Source organism: Rhodococcus sp. NPDC060176, from assembly GCF_042728675.1.
Taxonomy (GTDB): Bacteria; Actinomycetota; Actinomycetes; order Mycobacteriales; family Mycobacteriaceae; genus Rhodococcus_F.
Map to the genome: position 1 here is coordinate 108,551 of NZ_JBHWYS010000001.1, position 16,867 is coordinate 125,417.

At 61.8% G+C, this 16,867-nt stretch carries 13 protein-coding genes and 2 pseudogenes; 10 read left to right on the forward strand and 5 right to left on the reverse strand.

Going from position 1 to position 16,867, the window contains the following annotated elements; all coding sequences use genetic code 11:
- Positions 1-34: 34 nt before the first annotated feature.
- A complete protein-coding gene (locus tag ACFWEM_RS00490) occupies positions 35-1,612 on the forward strand; it encodes a glycosyltransferase family 87 protein (protein WP_378530127.1) in 1,578 nt (525 codons plus the stop codon).
- Positions 1,613-1,614: 2 nt separating this feature from the next.
- Here the strand turns inward: ACFWEM_RS00490 and ACFWEM_RS00495 are convergent, their stop codons facing one another.
- On the reverse strand, positions 1,615-1,914 hold the full coding sequence (locus ACFWEM_RS00495; protein ID WP_378448469.1) for a helix-turn-helix transcriptional regulator: 300 nt from the start codon (positions 1,912-1,914) through the stop codon (positions 1,615-1,617).
- 187 nt (positions 1,915-2,101) lie between these two features.
- Between ACFWEM_RS00495 and ACFWEM_RS00500 the strand changes: the two genes are divergently transcribed.
- Positions 2,102-5,941, forward strand: coding sequence for a helix-turn-helix domain-containing protein (locus ACFWEM_RS00500; protein WP_378530129.1), 3,840 nt, complete (start codon positions 2,102-2,104; stop codon positions 5,939-5,941).
- Between the two features lie 6 nt (positions 5,942-5,947).
- Here the strand turns inward: ACFWEM_RS00500 and ACFWEM_RS00505 are convergent, their stop codons facing one another.
- The 3 genes from ACFWEM_RS00505 to ACFWEM_RS00515 are packed head-to-tail and all read right to left on the reverse strand — an operon-like array spanning position 5,948 to position 8,712.
- On the reverse strand, positions 5,948-6,727 hold the full coding sequence (locus ACFWEM_RS00505; protein WP_378530132.1) for a DUF4190 domain-containing protein: 780 nt from the start codon (positions 6,725-6,727) through the stop codon (positions 5,948-5,950).
- A gap of 45 nt (positions 6,728-6,772) precedes the next feature.
- Entirely contained in the window at positions 6,773-7,357 is a 585-nt protein-coding gene (locus ACFWEM_RS00510; protein WP_378530134.1) for a GNAT family N-acetyltransferase, read from the reverse strand.
- Positions 7,357-8,712: a glycosyltransferase family 87 protein gene (locus ACFWEM_RS00515; RefSeq protein WP_378530137.1), complete on the reverse strand. Its 1,356-nt coding sequence runs from the start codon at positions 8,710-8,712 to the stop codon at positions 7,357-7,359. Before ACFWEM_RS00515 ends, ACFWEM_RS00510 begins: the two co-directional genes overlap by 1 nt.
- Positions 8,713-8,922: 210 nt before the next feature.
- Between ACFWEM_RS00515 and rpsF the strand changes: the two genes are divergently transcribed.
- From rpsF to dnaB, 5 genes are all read left to right on the forward strand, one after another.
- Complete coding sequence (rpsF, locus tag ACFWEM_RS00520; RefSeq protein WP_003941237.1) at positions 8,923-9,210, forward strand: 30S ribosomal protein S6; 288 nt, start codon at positions 8,923-8,925, stop codon at positions 9,208-9,210.
- A 64-nt stretch (positions 9,211-9,274) separates the two neighbouring features.
- On the forward strand, positions 9,275-9,799 hold the full coding sequence (locus ACFWEM_RS00525) for a single-stranded DNA-binding protein (protein WP_003941248.1): 525 nt from the start codon (positions 9,275-9,277) through the stop codon (positions 9,797-9,799).
- A gap of 39 nt (positions 9,800-9,838) precedes the next feature.
- Complete coding sequence (gene rpsR, locus ACFWEM_RS00530) at positions 9,839-10,081, forward strand: 30S ribosomal protein S18 (RefSeq protein WP_003941245.1); 243 nt, start codon at positions 9,839-9,841, stop codon at positions 10,079-10,081.
- An 18-nt stretch (positions 10,082-10,099) separates the two neighbouring features.
- Positions 10,100-10,555 carry a 50S ribosomal protein L9 gene (gene rplI / locus ACFWEM_RS00535; RefSeq protein WP_007735531.1) on the forward strand — a complete coding sequence of 152 codons (456 nt, stop codon included), beginning with the start codon at positions 10,100-10,102 and terminating at the stop codon, positions 10,553-10,555.
- Between the two features lie 518 nt (positions 10,556-11,073).
- Complete coding sequence (dnaB, locus tag ACFWEM_RS00540) at positions 11,074-13,731, forward strand: replicative DNA helicase (protein ID WP_378530139.1); 2,658 nt, start codon at positions 11,074-11,076, stop codon at positions 13,729-13,731.
- Between the two features lie 516 nt (positions 13,732-14,247).
- On the opposite strand, the gene ACFWEM_RS00545 is transcribed toward dnaB, so the two are convergent.
- Positions 14,248-14,874: an AAA family ATPase gene (locus ACFWEM_RS00545; RefSeq protein WP_378530141.1), complete on the reverse strand. Its 627-nt coding sequence runs from the start codon at positions 14,872-14,874 to the stop codon at positions 14,248-14,250.
- 137 nt (positions 14,875-15,011) lie between these two features.
- On the opposite strand from ACFWEM_RS00545, the pseudogene ACFWEM_RS00550 reads away from it, so the two are divergent.
- The 3 genes and pseudogenes from ACFWEM_RS00550 to ACFWEM_RS00560 form a co-directional block, all read left to right on the forward strand.
- Positions 15,012-15,138: pseudogene (locus tag ACFWEM_RS00550) on the forward strand (ribbon-helix-helix protein, CopG family); the annotation flags it as partial.
- 32 nt (positions 15,139-15,170) lie between these two features.
- Positions 15,171-15,381, forward strand: a pseudogene (locus tag ACFWEM_RS00555) (toxin).
- Positions 15,382-16,622: 1,241 nt separating this feature from the next.
- Positions 16,623-16,781: an IS3 family transposase gene (locus ACFWEM_RS00560; RefSeq protein WP_378530143.1), complete on the forward strand. Its 159-nt coding sequence runs from the start codon at positions 16,623-16,625 to the stop codon at positions 16,779-16,781.
- Positions 16,782-16,867 lie beyond the last annotated feature (86 nt).

Consider the following 16,867-nt stretch of genomic DNA (forward strand, 5'->3'; position numbering starts at 1 on the left):
GGGTGGTCGGTTCGAAAGACGGTAACCTCGCGGAGTGGCCGCGAATGCTGATGATGCCGAACCGACCTCCCCCGCTCCGCTGGCCGAAGATCTTCGTTCGGCGGATTGGCGGGACGTTCCCAGTCGCAACGACGCGTTGGTGTCTGCGCTGTCGGGAACCGTCGGCGGTCCGGTAGGTCGTCACGCACTGATCGGACGCACCCGCTTCTTCACACCGATGCGAGTGATCCTCCTGCTCGCCGTGGTGTTCTTGGCTTTCGGCTGGTTCGCGAAGGCCGGTTGTATTCAGCAGTCGCCGGTCGGCGAGAGCGGGCAGGTCGGCCTCGACTGGAGCGGCAGCCGTCAGTACGTGGCGATGTGTTACTCCGACACCGTTCCGCTGTACGGAGCCGAACGCCTCGATCAGGGAGCATTCCCGTACAAGACGTCGTGGGAAGAAGTGCGCGGCGACGGTTCGATCCAGATGCGGTACATGGAGTATCCGGTCATCTCGGGGCTCTATCAGTACGGCGCAATGAAAGTCGCCAAGGCGTGGGATTCGATCACCTGGCTGCCGGGCGCGATTCAGGTGGCGCTCTATTTCAACGTCGTCGCATTCGGGTTGGCGTTGGCGTGGCTGGTCACTGTGTGGGCGAGCACCCTGCTGGCCGGACGACGAGTGTGGGACGGCGCGCTGATCGCCTGTTCCCCGTTGGTGATCGTGCACGTGTTCACGAACTTCGATCCGCTGGCGACGGCGTTCGCGGCCGGCGGGTTGTTGGCGTGGGCACGCAAGCGTCCGGTACTCGCGGGAATTCTGCTCGGCCTCGGCGGCGCCGCGAAGCTCTACCCGCTGCTCCTACTCGGACCGCTTTTCGTCTTGTGTCTGCGTGCGGGCAAGACGCGGGACTGGCTGGTGACCGCGCTCAGCGCCGTCGCGGCCTGGCTTGCGGTGAACCTGCCGATCGCCGCGCTGTACCCCCACGGTTGGTACGAGTTCTTCCGTCTCAACTCCGAGCGCGGGGCTGATCCGGATTCCCTCTACAACGTGATCGCGTCGTTCACGTCGTGGAAGGGCCTCGACGGTCCCCTCGCGCAAGGTGAGTCGCCGTCGAATCTCAACGCCGTCTCTCTGCTACTGTTTGTCGCCGTCTGCATCGGTGTCGGCTACGTCGCCCTGACGGCGCAGCGTCGTCCGCGCGTAGCGCAATTGTGCTTCCTGCTCGTCGCGGGCTTCCTGATCACCAACAAGGTGTGGAGCCCGCAGTATTCGCTGTGGCTGGTGCCGCTGGCCGTGTTGGCGTTGCCGCACCGCAGGCTGTTGCTTGCGTGGATGACCATCGACGCCCTGGTCTGGGTTCCACGAATGATGTATTACCTCGGGGTGTCCAACAAGGGTCTGCCGGAGCAGTGGTTCACCGGAACCGTCGTGATCCGGGACATCGCGGTGCTGGTTCTGTGCGCGCTGGTGCTGCGGCAGATTTACCGGCCGTCGGAAGACCTCGTGCGATACGGGTTCATCGACGATCCGGCGGGCGGCGTTCTCGATCAGGCGCCGGACAAACAGCCTGCCTGGCTACCCGGTTGGCTGAAGCCGTCCAAGGCGAAGGAACCGGAACCCGTCACGGTCTGAGTTCACCACTCGTCGAGGGTGGTGTACCCGTCCTGGACCGCGCGGGCGAACAACGCTGCCTTCGTGGGTGCGGGCCGCCCGACGTCGCTGTACTTCGTGCGGATCCGAGTGATGTGTGTGTTCACGGTGCTGACGCGTAGGCCGAGTGTCTCGGCGACCTCGGACTTGGAATCCGAACGAAGCCAGGCAAGAAGGACTTCGATCTCGCGGACGCTCAGCTTCGGCTTGTGCTTGCCGTGCTTGGGGTTGCCGACTCGGGACACGTTTGCCTCGATCTTCGAAGAAATGCCGATTGCAGACATGCGAGTAGCGCCTTTCGACGGAGGGAATGGGCGTCGACTGCCGTATTTGCAGAAGGGCTGCTGACTTCGGGCGCGACTGAGATCGAGTATTTCGACGGAGGTGTCTCAGCGGAACCGTCGCAACTCTCTCGATACAGAGTCCATACACCAGACAAATCCCCTACCTGCTCCGATAGAGTGCGTCGCTATGAACTCGAAGGCGGAAGCCGGTACGCACAATCAGGTCGATCCCGCCCAAATCGAGTCGCGTGGGCAGTTTGCTGAGGCGCTCACTGCGCTGCGGAATGCAGCCGGACTGACGGTCCGTGACGCCGTCGAGCGGTCGGGCGGTTTGCACGGAACCGTCAGCGGATGGTTTGCCGGCCAACACCTGCCGACGCCGGCGAGTACACCGATGTTTTTCGCGCTCCTCGAGGCTTGTGGTGTCGATTCAGAGGATGAGCGGCAGCTCTGGATCAGTGCGGTGCAACGAGTGAGACAACTGACGGCCAGACGACGCGGCGACGCCACCGTTCCGTATCGAGGTCTCGAATCGTTCCGGCAGGAGGACGCCGAGTGGTTCTTCGGTCGAGACGAACTCACTGCCAACTTGGCGGAACGGGTGGCGTCGGCGATACAGGGTGACGGGCGCCGTCAGTTCATGGTGATCGGTGCTTCCGGCTCGGGTAAGTCGTCGTTGCTGCGGGCCGGGCTCGCCCCCAAGATCGCCGGGGACGATCCACGGTTCGACGGCTGGCGCGTGGAAATCCTGCAGCCGGGTACGGGAGGAATCCCGTCGATTTCAGGCGAACCAACAGTCTTGATCCTCGACCAGTTCGAGGAACTGTGGACGCAATGCGACGGTGATCGTCGCGAGGAAATACTGCAGACTCTCGCGGAACTCGGTGAGAACACCATTGTCGTCATCGGCATGCGTGCCGACTTCTACGGGCTCGCGGCGAAGGAACCGCTTTTGGTGCCACTGCTCGACGACTCGCCGATGGTGGTCGGGCCGCTGACCGAAGAGCAGTTGCGCGAGGTGATCGTCGAGCCGGCGGTCAAGGCCGGGATGACCGTGCAGAGCGAATTGGTTCAGGTTCTGGTCGGCGAGCTGACACCACGCGGCTCGCGCACGGCCAGCGACCCCGGCGCTTTGCCCTTGCTGTCACACGCACTGTTGGGGACCTGGCAACGGTCGACGCGTAAAACGCTGACCGTCTCGGACTATTACGCCACCGACGGGATCGCCGGAGCCGTCCAGCAGAGCGCCGAGGAAGTGTACGGCGAGCTGACGGAGCGGCAGCAGCAGTTGGCGCGCAGGATCTTCCTGCGCTTGGTCAACGTCGACGAAGTGACGCAGACGCGTCGGCGCGCACCGCGCACCGAACTCTTCCTCGGGGACGACGTCGACGACGTGAACACCGTCATCGACCGGTTCGCCTTGCGGCGACTTCTCACCGTCGACGAGGAGACCGTCGAGGTTTCGCACGAGGTGTTGCTGTCCGCGTGGAGTCGGCTCCGCGATTGGATCGACTCGGACCGTGCCGGTCTGGCGGTGCATCGCCGGTTCACGTACGCGGCGCAGGTGTGGGAGGACAGTGGACGCGACCCGGGCGCACTGCTCGGACCCGCCCGTCTTCACCTGACGGAAGAATGGCTGCGTTCGGGCGAACTCGGGCTCCCACTCGAACCGAGCCAGACCCGCTCCGCCGACCTCAACGCCACCGAGCGCGCGTACCTCGCCGCGAGTATCGAGCATCGTGATCAGCAGGAATTTGCCGATCGCCGACGCACGCGCGTGCTGAGACGACTCGTGACCGCGTTGGCAGCTGCGTCGGTGATCGCTCTCGTGTTGGCGGTGGTCGCCACCGTCGCCGGTATCGGCGCGAATCGTCAACGCGTCCAAGCAGATACCGCGCGCGACGAGGCGATGTCGCGTCAGGTAGCCACCGAGTCGATCAGGATGCGTGAGCGGGATCCGTCGCTGGCGTCGCAGCTTGCTCTGGCGGCATTTGCGGTCAACGAGACGACCGAAGCCCGCTCGGCATTGCTGGATGCGTCCGGCGTTCATTCGGCTACCCGCATCATCGGACCACCCGGCGCGATGAAGGCCCGGATCAACCCAGCCGGAACTGTTGTGGCGGTAGGCAGTTCGGACGGAAAGGTCAGACTGTATCCGATGGTGGACGGAGTGGCCTCAGCCGTTCCGCAGGCGGAGTTCCTCGGAGTCGCGGAGGGCACGGCTCTCTTTGCTGTCGCCTACAGTCCGGACGGCCGGCTGCTTGCCGCTGGTGGTGCCGGCGGCGCTGCACTCTGGGACGTGTCGGATCCGAAAAATCCGGTACGTGGAACACTGCCCGTCGACGGTGAACGCGTAGTGCAGGACATGGAGTTCAGCCCCGACGGAACCAAATTGGTCGCCGGTACCTCGACGCCCGACGTCCTGCGATGGAACATCGACAGCTCCACGAATGCCGTTGCTTTGCCAGCTCTTCCGCACCCAGCTGACGGCATCGTCACCGCGACGTTCAGCCCCGACGGACGGTTCCTCGTGGCGGGCGGGCGTCAAGCGACACTGCGTGTGTGGGATGTCGCGAAGTGGGGTGAGGAATCGGCGCCGATCTTCGCGACCGAGCCCAACGGCACTACCGTTCACTACCTCGGCGTCGCCTTCAGTCCGGACGGACGTGAGCTTGCGGCGGGAACCACTGGCAGGGAGGTGGTTCGGTGGGACATGAGCGATCCGGCGCGCCCGGCTCCCCTGCCGGCACTGACGGGATTCTCCAGTTACGTCAACGAACTCAACTACGGCAAAGACGGAACACGACTTGCTGCAGGAAGTTCCGACAACTCCGTACGCGTGTGGGACCCGCGAACCGGGGCGTTGATCGAAACACTTCCGGACAGTGGGGCGGTGACCACCGTCGACTTCAGCGACGACGGCCGCAACCTGGTCACCGGGGGACTCAACGGTGTGACTCGCGTGTGGGCTCTACCGGGTCCGGTCTGGGCGGGAGCTCGGGACACGATCTTCACCAGTCCCTTTGCCGCGGACGGCTCGCGTCTGGTGGCCGGCGTCGGCGCCAGGGGTGGCGCGATGTTGGCGTGGAACACCGAGGATCTCGATCGCCCCGCGATGATGCCGGAGTTGAAACCGCAAGGGGCCGACACTTTCAGCGGAGCATCGGCGGTATCGGCAGACGGGAACCTGGCTGTGAGCGGCACCGGCGGTGGCGGTGCCTATCTTTGGGACCTGAGTGATCCGGCGTCGCCACGGATCTACAGCGAACCCGCTGTGTACGTGAAGGGCATCGTGGCGGTTGTCGCCCTGAATCCGGGCGGAGATCTGCTGGCAGTGTCCTCGCAGGACGACAACAGTGTGGCCTTGGTCGATGTCGCCGATCCGTCGGCCCCGAAACTGTTGTCGTTGACCGATGTCGGCTCTTACCCGCAGATGATGGCATTTCAACCGGGTGCCGACATACTGGCGATCGCGAACGCCAAGAATGACGTTGATCTGTGGGATGTGTCGAACCCAGCGTCGCCCAGGGTGGCGGCAACGGTGGGCGGGTTCCAAAGTTACGCACTAGCAGTGTCTTTCAGTGCCGACGGAACTCTGTTGGCCGCCGGAAGCGCGGATCACGGTGTCGCCGTGTGGGACGTACGCACTCCGTCGGCACCCGAGGAACTCGCTCGTCTTGTCGGCCCCGAGGGCGCAATCTATTCGATCTCGTTCAACCGCGCCGGTGATCGGCTCGCTGCCGGTGTCGGCGACGGAACCGTGTGGCTCTGGGACATCGAGACCCCCTCGCGGTCAACACGATTTGCGACACTGTCCGCCTATCCAGGTCGCGTCAACGACGCTCAGTTCGCCGGCGAGAGTGACATGATCGCGGGCAGTGGGTCGGACAAGACCGTTCGCTTGTGGGGAATCGACCCCGACAGCGTCGTTGATCGATTGTGCCGCACCGCAGGATCTCCCATCACGGAAGCCGAATGGGAGCGTTACCTGCCCGGTGTTCCCTACCAGGACCCGTGCGCCGGCTGACGTGGGTCAGTTCATCCAGAACTCGATGGCGGCTTCCCTACCCAGCTCGCCTCCGCTGCCGGTGATCACCAGTCCGCCGGAGGTGAGCTTGTATGTGACGTCCTTGTTGGTGACGGTGAATCCGTTGCCGGTGGGGGTCGGATCGTCGAGTTCGATGGTGGCGCCGTCGCTCAGCCGCTGACCCTTGTAGTAGTAACGGCCGACTCCGGTTTCGCAGATGACGATTCGTGATCCGGTCGTGACGGCAATGGCGACGGCAGGATTGGTGGAGTTGCAACTGGGACCGCCGGAGATGAAGCCCTGACGGTCGGTGCCGGAGACGGTAGGCGCTGGACCGACAGAGGTCGTGACGCGTGGGGGCGTCGTCGTTCTCGGCGCTGTGGTGGGTGCACTCGGCGCCCGAGTCGTGGTCGTGGAGTACGAGTACGGCGTCGTGTAGGTGAAACTCCGCGAACTCGCCTCGTTCGCGGCGTTGCCGAAAGCGGCAGCGAGCAACCCGAAGAACGCGATCCACACCACCACGGCCAGGATGCCCAGTGCGGTGAAGATGTAGCCGATGATCAGTCCGGCAAGAGCAAGTCCGTCGCCTTCTTCGCCGGTTCGTTTGATCTGGCCGCGTGCGATGTGCCCGAAGACGATCCCCAACGGCGCGATGAGGAACGCGAAGACGAGAGCGAGTACTGCGAGCGTGTTCGTCGGCCGCCTGCCGTACGGATCAGGCTGCCCGTACGGAGCCGGCTGCCAATTCTGATTGCCCTGGTACCCGTACCCACCCTGATCGCTCATGAGGTGAATCTTGGCATGGACTTCGCCGAAGAGTGCAGGTGATGGCTAGTTTCGGGTACGTGTCTCCAGTTGAGGCGCGATGGTCGGCCAATCGTCGTCGGTCATCGCGAACAGTGCTGTTGTACGCCAACTGCCGTCGGCGCGGCGTCGGTGCTTGCGCAGCAGGCCCTCGAACTGAGCGCCGAGCTTTGCGATCGCCGCCCTGGACTGTTCGTTGAACTCGTCCGTGTGCCATTCGACGCGTACGGCTTCGAGCTGGTCGAAGGCATGGCGAAGCAGGAGCAGTTTCGATTCGGGATTGATCCCGGTTCCCTGAACCGATCGCGACAACCACGTGTATCCGATTGCAAGACTGCGGTTTACCGGGTCGATCTGGTACATGGACGTCGTGCCGACCACGGCGTTCGTCGCGATGCTCACCTGCGCGAAGGCGATCCGATTCGGGTCGTCGGTGGCTGCAGCGATGTACTTCTGTGCCTGTTCCCGATCGGTGATCGGCGCCGCGGTCCAGAGAAAGATCGCCGGGTCGTCGGCGGCCGCGAGCAGTGCGTCGGTGTGCGCGACGCTCAGGGGTTCGAGTCGTACTCGATCACCGGTCAACGTCGGTGATTCGAACCACGATGCAGTCATCAGGCGTGCTCCCGTAAGTGAGTCGGAAGGTTGTTGTCGGAGTTGGCAATCTGATCGGTCCCGCCGGCAAGTGGATAACGCAGTGGGACTCGCAAGAACAGGAAGAAGAATACGGCGAGCAGGATGACGTGACCCCAGACGCTCGCCTGGACGACGGCCTCGTACTTGCTCGGATCGAGATTCATGTCCAGTTGGTAGAAGTACCGGAAGACGCCGACGCCCAACGCTGCATCGACGATCAGATAGGCGACGATCCAGAACCACCGGATCTTGAACAGAACGAGGAACGGCAGGATCCACAGGGTGTACTGCGGTGAATTGACCTTGTGCAGCAACACGAATCCGCACAGCATCGCGGCACTGACTGCAATCCACGGAAAGTAGCCGTCGCGGACGTAGCGACGCCAACCCAGATACATCGCGAGCGCGAACGACAACAGGATCATGACCGGGGACAGGATGCTCACCAGTGCGTCGTAATCGGCGTTGAGTTCGCGAACTCCGAAACCGTAGAAGGGTCGCAACCCCCAGAACCACAGCGAGTTGGTGGTGATGTCGGCGCTTCGCTTCTCCTGGAAGCTGAACGACGCGCGCCAGCCTTCGTACGAGATGAGGGCGAACGGCAGGTTGACGAGGACGACGGTGGCGATCGCCGCACCCGCCGTCATCAGCGCTCCACGAACGTCGTAACGCTTGCTTTCGGTGCCGCGTAGGAGCACGTAGGCCATGAGCGGCAGTACGAACATTCCCGGGTACAGCTTCAAGCAGAAGCCGATCGCCAGGATGACCGCCGCCAGAATCGCGCGAGTTCGTAGCGGGATCCGCTCGAACGTCATCAGGAAGATCGCGCCGACGCTGGTGGCTACTACCGGGAGCTCCCAGTTGTGGAATGCGTACAGGACCAGCGGCGGTGTTGCCGACCAGACCAGCGCGTACGCGCCGCTCATCTTGCCGAGCATCCACGCGGTGAGCAGTCCGAAAGGAGCCAGGATCAGTGCCGAGTGCAGAAGGAAGTCCGTGTCGGTGTGTGAGCCGATACCGCCCAGCCACATCAGAATTCCGCTGAGTACCGGGTATTCGACGGTTCCGCCGGTCAGGAATCCTTCGGGCGTTATCCCTCCGGTGACGAAGGGGAACAGATGCTGATCGATACCTCGTCCGAGCCAGAGCAACTGAATGTCGGAGTAGCAGACGTCGATGTTCTTGTTGACGTCGAAGTTCAGGCTTCGGCCGTCGGGAGCGAACGGTGCGCCGCCGCATCTGGCCTTGTTGAAATAGCCCAGTGCCAGCGTCAGGCCGCACAATCCGACGACCAACGCCAGGATCGACGCCGGGGTCTTGCGGTCTGTTCGCATGATTCTCACCCTAGGGGGCGGAGTGGCTCGCGGGGCGACGTGTCTGCACCACGCGTCGCGTATCGACCTGGTGATCTTCCCGGAGAGCCGGGACGATTTCCCTGGTCAAGGCCCCTCGTGTAACCTACGAGGGTTGCTGACGCAACGACCCTCCTGCCACGGATAGTCCGTGGCCGTTTTCACTTAGTCCACAGGAGGTGATGAGGTCTTATGCGTCATTACGAATTGATGGTCATCCTTGACCCCAGCCTGGACGAGCGCACTGTCGCTCCTTCACTGGATACGTTCCTCAATGTTGTGCGCCAGCACGGCGGCACGATCGACAAGGTCGATGTCTGGGGTAAGCGTCGTCTCGCCTACGAGATCCTGAAGCATGCTGAAGGTATCTACGCGGTGATCGACATCAACGCCACTCCCGCCACCGTCGCTGAGCTCGATCGTCAGCTCGGTCTGAACGAGTCGGTTCTGCGCACGAAGGTTCTGCGCCACAACAAGTAATTACTGTCGGTAGCGAGCTCTACTCTCGCGCCCAACGGTCTTACATCAATGCAGGAGGAACCACATGGCTGGCGACACCATCATCACCGTCATCGGAAACCTGACGGCTGATCCTGAACTTCGTTTCACCCCGGCGGGTGCCGCGGTTGCAAACTTCACGGTTGCTTCCACGCCCCGCACCTTCGACCGGAATTCCAATGAATGGAAAGACGGCGATGCACTGTTCATGCGTTGCAACATCTGGCGCGAAGCAGCCGAGAACGTCGCGGAGAGCTTGACCCGTGGCTCACGAGTAATCGTGAGCGGCCGGCTCAAGCAGCGTTCGTACGAAACTCGCGAGGGCGAAAAGCGAACTGTCGTCGAGCTCGAAGTCGATGAAATCGGTCCTTCACTGAAGTACGCCACGGCAAAGGTCAACAAGGCCAACCGTGGTGGCGGCGGTGGAGGCGGCAACTTCGGCGGTTCCTCCGGCGGATCGGGTGGCGGACGTCCGAGCGCTGCACCTTCGGGTGGAGACGATCCTTGGGGCAGTGCGCCTCAGGCTTCGGGCTCCTTCGGTGGTGCGGGCAGCGACGAACCGCCCTTCTGATCCGTACCTGATCAGGAACATCCAGAAAAGAGCAAAGACATGCCGAAGCCGCCCTTGCGCGACAAGGTTATGAAGAAGAAGGTCTGCACCTTCTGTAAAGAGAAGAACACGCAGATCAACTACAAGGACACGACGTTGCTGCGTAAGTACGTCAGCGATCGCGGAAAGATCCGTGCTCGCCGTGTCACCGGCAATTGCGTCCAGCACCAGCGCGACGTTGCCATTGCCGTCAAGAACTCACGTGAGGTAGCACTGCTGCCTTACGCCACCGTGGCTCGCTAAGGAAAGGGAGGAAAGAACATGAAGCTCATCCTCACCGCTGACGTGGACAACCTCGGTGCGCCTGGCGACACCGTGGAGGTCAAGGACGGCTACGGCCGTAACTACCTGCTCCCCCGCGGACTGGCAATCGTCGCCACCCGTGGCGCCGAGAAGCAGGTCGAGGGCATCCGTCGTGCACAGGAAGCGCGCGCTGTGCGCGGCCTGGATCACGCCAAGGAGCTCAAGGCAGCTATCGAGGGCCTCGAGTCCGTAACGCTGACGGTCAAGACCGCCGGTGGCTCGGGCAAGCTCTTCGGTTCGGTTACCGTCGCTGACGTCGCTGCTGCGATCAAGGCTGCCGGTGGACCGGTTGTCGACAAGCGCTCCATCGTGTTGCCGAAGGCTCACATCAAGAACACGGGCAAGCACGCCGTGGTCGTGAACCTGCACCCCGATGTGGTTGCCAAGTTCAACCTGAACGTCGTCGGCGCATAGTCGACTGTTCGTCTCGTCGGGCCCCGCACACTTCGGTGTGTGGGGCCCGACGTTTTGTTTCGAGGTTGCGCGTGACTGCTTAGCCGCGCGCGAGGGTCCCGAATCGGACCTGGGGATAACTCTCACACTGTGATGTTCGACTTCGGTGATCGGTGACGAATCGGGCGAGGCAACACGCCCGACACGCCGACGCGCCGACTGTGGAAAAACTATTTTCATCAACAGGCCTGTGAAATTGTGGATAGCCATCTACCTGGTCTTTTGTGGTTGCTAGGCAAAGTAGTCCCCAAATGCTCCACAGGCGGTGCACACCGTGGGGCGGGAGTTTCCACAAAGCATCCACAGGTTTATCCACAGTCCGGTTTGTATGCAGACCTACTAGTCCCTAACGTCATCTCGGCGTCTATCTACAGTCCGGCCGAATGCGGCTAGGGGATGTCGGTGGGGGCAGGTACAAATGATGAGGGCGCTGCGGTTTCTGGCAGTGTCGTCGAGTGTTTTACGGGAAGGTCTCGCTTGTGGCTGTTGTAGATGATCGAGGACCTTCCGACTTCTCAGGGCCGGACTACCCGGGCCCTCCCGAGGCCGAGCCCGATCAGGAGTTCGGACGCCAGCCACCTCAGGACATGACTGCCGAGCAGTCGGTGCTCGGCGGCATGCTGCTGAGCAAGGACGCCATCGCGGATGTCCTCGAGGTACTGCGTCCCGGTGACTTCTACCGGCCCGCCCACCAGTCCGTCTACGACGTGATCCTGGACCTCTACAGCCGAGGTGAGCCCGCCGACCCGGTGACGGTCTCCGCCGAGCTCGACCGTCGAGGTGAGCTCCGCCGTATCGGCGGTGCCGCCTACCTGGTGACGCTGACCCAGACAGTGCCCACTGCCGCCAACGCTGCCTTCTATGCCGAGATCGTGGCCGAGAAGTCCGTGCTGCGTCGTCTGGTCGACGCCGGTACTCGCATCGTCCAGTACGGCTACGCCGGCACCGAGGGCCAGGACGTGGCCGAGGTTGTCGACCGCGCTCAGGCCGAGATCTTCGAGGTCACCGAGCGCCGCACCACCGAAGACTTCGTACCCCTCACCGAGCTCCTTCAGCCCACGATGGACGAGATCGACTCCATCGCCAGCCGAGGCGGAATCTCCCTCGGTGTGCCTACCGGATTCAAGGATCTCGACGAGATCACCAACGGCCTTCACGCTGGTCAGATGATCATCGTCGCGGCCCGTCCTGGTGTGGGCAAGGCTCTTGCCCTCGACACTCCCCTCGCGACCCCCAGTGGCTGGACCACGATGGGTGACGTTGCTGTCGGCGATCTGTTGATCGACAACCAAGGCAAGCCGACGCGGGTTGTTGCCGCTACCGACGTGATGGTCGACCGCCCTTGCTATGAGGTCGAGTTTTCCGACGGAACTGTGTTGGTGGCCGACGAGCAGCATCAGTGGTTGACGGAGACGCGTGCTTCGCGCCGTTCGGCGCAGCAAGCGGCGACGGGGTACAACCGCTACAAGAATCAAAAGACATTCGCCGAGGTCCGAACCACGGCGGAGATCGCATCTACGGTGCGATGCGCAACGGCGGATGGCCGCGTTAATCACTCTGTCGTGAATGCCAAGCCGCTCGACCTACCAACGCAGGATCTCCTTGTCCCGCCCTACACACTTGGCGCTTGGCTAGGTGACGGTTCTACTGCCTGCGCACAATTCACCACTGCTGATCCCGAGATCATTATGTTGATCGAGGCCGAAGGCCTGGTTGCAGTTCCGTCCAAGTCGGCGCATTTGCGGTACAGCCTTAAATTGGCACCGGAAGATCCCGTCGCTCCGCGCGATTGTGTTGTGTGCGGAAAGAGTTTCGTGCCGTTCACCAGTCAGGTGCGTACGTGTGGTCAATCATGCGGCGGCAAAGCACGTTTCATGTCTGACCCTGTACCTGCGCCAACCTGTTCGCACTGTGGTGGACCTTCTATCGGGCTGCGATTGTGCCAGAAGTGCCGCAACGAGTACGGCACGGTTCAAGGACGCCTACGTACGGTCGGTGTTCTAGGCAACAAGCACATCCCTGTCCAGTATCTCCGCGGGTCCGAGGCGCAGCGTCGTGCGGTTCTTGCGGGACTTCTCGACACTGATGGAACTGTGACTGCCGGTGGCTCCGTTCAGTTTTCGGTAACCAACGGGCGCCTCGTCCGCGACGCCCAGGAATTAGTGGTCAGTCTTGGCTATCGCTGCCAAATGAGCACAAAGCGAGTCCCCGGTCGCACCGAGGCTTCGTCGACTGCATTCACCTTGACCTTCTCGACTGATGACGAAGTGTTCGGTCTTACGCGGAAAGCGATGCTGCACAAGGAGCGTCGAGCGAGTAAGAGCACTGCGCGCAGCGGATCGCGCTACATTGTCGATGTTCGGCCAATTGCGAGTGTTCCGGTTCGCTGCGTCGAGGTCGACAACGCCGACCACATGTACCTGGCCGGTCATTCGATGGTCCCGACGCACAATTCCACGCTCGGAATGGATTTCCTGCGTTCCTGCTCCATCACGCACGGCATGGCCAGCGTCATGTTCTCCCTGGAAATGAGCAAAACCGAGATCGTCATGCGTCTGCTGTCGGCGGAGGCAAAGATCAAGCTCGGTGACATGCGCTCCGGAAAGATGACCGACGACGACTGGACCAAGCTCGCGCGTCGTATGAGTGAGATCAGTGAGGCGCCGCTATTCATCGACGACTCCCCCAACCTCACTATGATGGAAATTCGCGCAAAAGCGCGGCGGCTCAAGCAGAAACACGACATTCGCCTGATCGTCATCGACTACCTCCAGCTGATGAGCTCGGGTAAAAAGGTCGAGTCCCGTCAGCAGGAAGTCTCCGAATTCTCCCGTAGCCTAAAGCTTTTGGCGAAGGAGCTCGAAGTTCCGGTTGTCGCGATCTGTCAGCTCAACCGTGGTCCCGAGCAGCGAACCGACAAGCGTCCCCAGGTCGCCGACCTTCGTGAGTCCGGTTCCCTCGAGCAGGACGCCGACATGGTGATCCTGCTGTACCGCCCCGACGCGACCGAGCGAGACGACCCCCGTGGCGGTGAAGCCGACCTGATTCTGGGTAAGCACCGTAACGGTCCGACCGCGACAATCACTGTGGCGCACCAACTTCACCTGTCCAAGTTTGTCGACATGGCCCGGGGATAGTGGCTGCCGCCATCGCCTGAAGGTGGGACAAGAATCGGTCATCGTGGGATTCGGGGTGAGCACCAGCGATTATGTCGATGTTGGGCGGCTGCCGGGCGGTTACGGTGTTCGTCGAATCAGTCTCGGAGCCCGACGAACATCCGGCCACGACAAGTGCGACCGTAGCGAGAATCGCAACAGAAAGGATGGGTACGCGGCGACTGTCACGCTGGACTCCGTTTCCTCAGTTTCACGAAACTTACCAGGACAACCGGCTCTCAGGATTCCTCTGAGCCACGAGATGCCTGTTTTCGATACCCTCCGCCAGAGAGTAAGCCCGGGAACGCGCGTTGGTGAGCAGCGCACTGCGGGGCGGCAAACTGAAGGGGCGGCAGCACCAGCTCACCCGAGAAGACGCAGATCCCTTGCAATCCTAGAGACCGGCCAGCCATAGATCGAAGTTTCATCAGGTCGATCATCACGAGTAACACTCAGTGCCAGCATCTTTCGAACGCACCCAGCTCGACGATTCCGGTGTCACCGCAAAGCCGAGAGAACCGTGTCGACCCGCCCACGGAGTGGGCCATCAAGCTCGACAACTACCAGGGAGTCACACACCTGCATCGGATCGGCGTACACCAAATCCAGCAACGCGTCGTTCACCACCCGCTGCAGCTCCGGCATCCCCACCGCAGGCAACTTCTGCACTGTTTCGACGGTAATCGGCACCACAACCAGCACGTCGAGAGTACACAGCGCGGACCTCACAATCGCCGCCTCAACTTCTGCCTCCGGATCGACACCACACGCCGACAAGTACGCCAGGAAGTCGAGCGGCGTGCGATCGAATACAACACCAGAAGAAGGTGTAGTCAGCAATCGCAGTGAACGACGAAGCTGCGCACGGTAATCATCAGCCGAGGGTGGAAACTCGAACTCGCGCCCCTCCTCTTCCAGCACGAAATACGGTTCATCGACCCGAATATGCCCCGCGAGGCGGCCACACAACTCGTCGACCAGCGTGCTCTTGCCGGTCCCGTGCGGGCCTGATACTCCAATACGCATTAGTGGGGCCCTCTCGAAAAAAGTTACGGAACTACCCGTCAGTTGAGCACCCGTCGACCGCCGGCTCGATACCGACCCCTGGATGCCCCGGCCCGCCACCAATTCTCCTTGCACCTGGAGCGTCGACAGTCATAAGTGGGGCCGCCGAGGTTGCGGACGATACCCGACAGTTCACCATGTGACGACACCCGACAGTTCACCATGAGGGAAGATCAGTGGTGCTCGTAGATGGCGAACCCGGCGCCGAAGTGCCCGTACGAATGGACGCCGCGTTACTCGCGGCGTTGAACGCGCGCGCAGAACAAGAACGTCTCCCGGTCCGAAGCGATCCGAGAAGCAGCGCGTGCCTGGACCCAGGCCGCTTGTAAGCACATAAGTCCGCACTCAAACACTGAATCAGCGAAGACGCCGGCATCTACGCCGCAGAGCACCACGTCTATGTCGCCGACCTGGACCACGACAATCCTGCCCGCCAGTTCCGGCTGGGCGTCGACCCGAACGGGCGTCTCCTGGAGCTCGTAGCTGGTTGTGCTGCGCTTCGACAGCGGAAACGAGCTACTCATACATGCCATGAAGGCCCGATCTCAATACGTTGATCTCCTGTAATCGACCTCGTTCTCTACCTCCAAGTACGCGGCAATTCGCAACGCCAAATGCAGGCTCGGACTGTATTCGCCGCGTCCCAATAACCGCCGGTCCGCGAACGAACTTCAAACCCGCACTCTCACAAAAAATCGCTCACCGGACCCAGGATTCATTTGGGCACGCCCGAGAACGCTACTGCAGCAGGAAAGACGCCAGCAACCACGAGACGACCGACTATCGGCGCAAGGTTCCGCGGGAAGGTCTACAGCTCGACAATCCCACCCGCGTATGCCGAGCATGTCGCCGACGCTCGCCACGCGAGGACATTCGGAGCCACTGGAAGTCCAGGTACATCACGACGATCAGACTCACTCCCAGCATAACGAGCAACAGAACCACGTTCACCAACGTCTCACTACTCCTTCCGGAACTGAATCACTCACTCGCACAAGACAGCACAGCAAAAGATTCAATTCTCAGAAGCGCGCCGAGCATGCGCACCAGGTGGTTGTGCTCAGGCAGCGGCCACGGCACGAATTGATCGCACTACTGATTCGCGCGTCCTCGGTATCGCCGAAAAACCACTTGTGGTCAGCTTTCTGGCCTCCATCCCCAAGTCACGCTCGCCTACGGGCCTGACGCCCATGACCTGTCGCCACCATCGCTCACGTTCCTCGGATTCAGCCCACACAATTACATCCATCACTGTCTCCTCATCGACCTCGGTTTGTTACCCAGATCACGTTCGTTGGAAACGTGAAGCATGTGAAGTTGTACGACATGGAGACGCCGAATCGCACTACCTGGGACTATTCCAGCTATCGAGGCTCGCCGGAATCCGATCCGAACACAAGGACGACGAGAGTCGAATAGCGCGTGCCGGATGATCCGCTGCTCAACCCACTCGGTCCCCCGTCGACATCGATGCGTTCGCTTCGCCGGCTGCACAACACTTCTAGCTAGCCCTTGACAGCCCGCACAATACGGACGGCCGGTCCTTCATACCGTTCGGGTGCTCACTCCTTGCCGGCCACGGGCGCACGGCTCATCGGGGAGCACGCACACGTCCAACCGATGAGCCACACACCGCTCCGCCGCCGCCTCCATCACCGTCGGCACCCGTGTCACTGAATCGCACCGTAGTTTCCGGGGACTGATGTACCCCGCACGACTCAGGGGCTGATCCCGTCTATGGGATCGATCGGCGATTGCTATGCCAACGGTGTGATCGAATCTTTCTGGGGCAGAATGCAATCGAACGCATGAATCGAGAACGACGGAAAACGAGGACCGAATTGGTCGACTCCCGGTTCGAGTATTTCGAGATCTTCCGCAATCGCCAACGCCGGCACAGTGCCCTCGGGATGCTGACACCGATCGAGTTCGAGAAAGTACACGTCACACGTCAACCCGTAGCCTGAAGTAAATGATGACGACTCCACGAAACTCGGGGTACATCGAAGTCCCCGGACTCGCCGGGGCGATTCAGTCGATACCGGCCGATCGG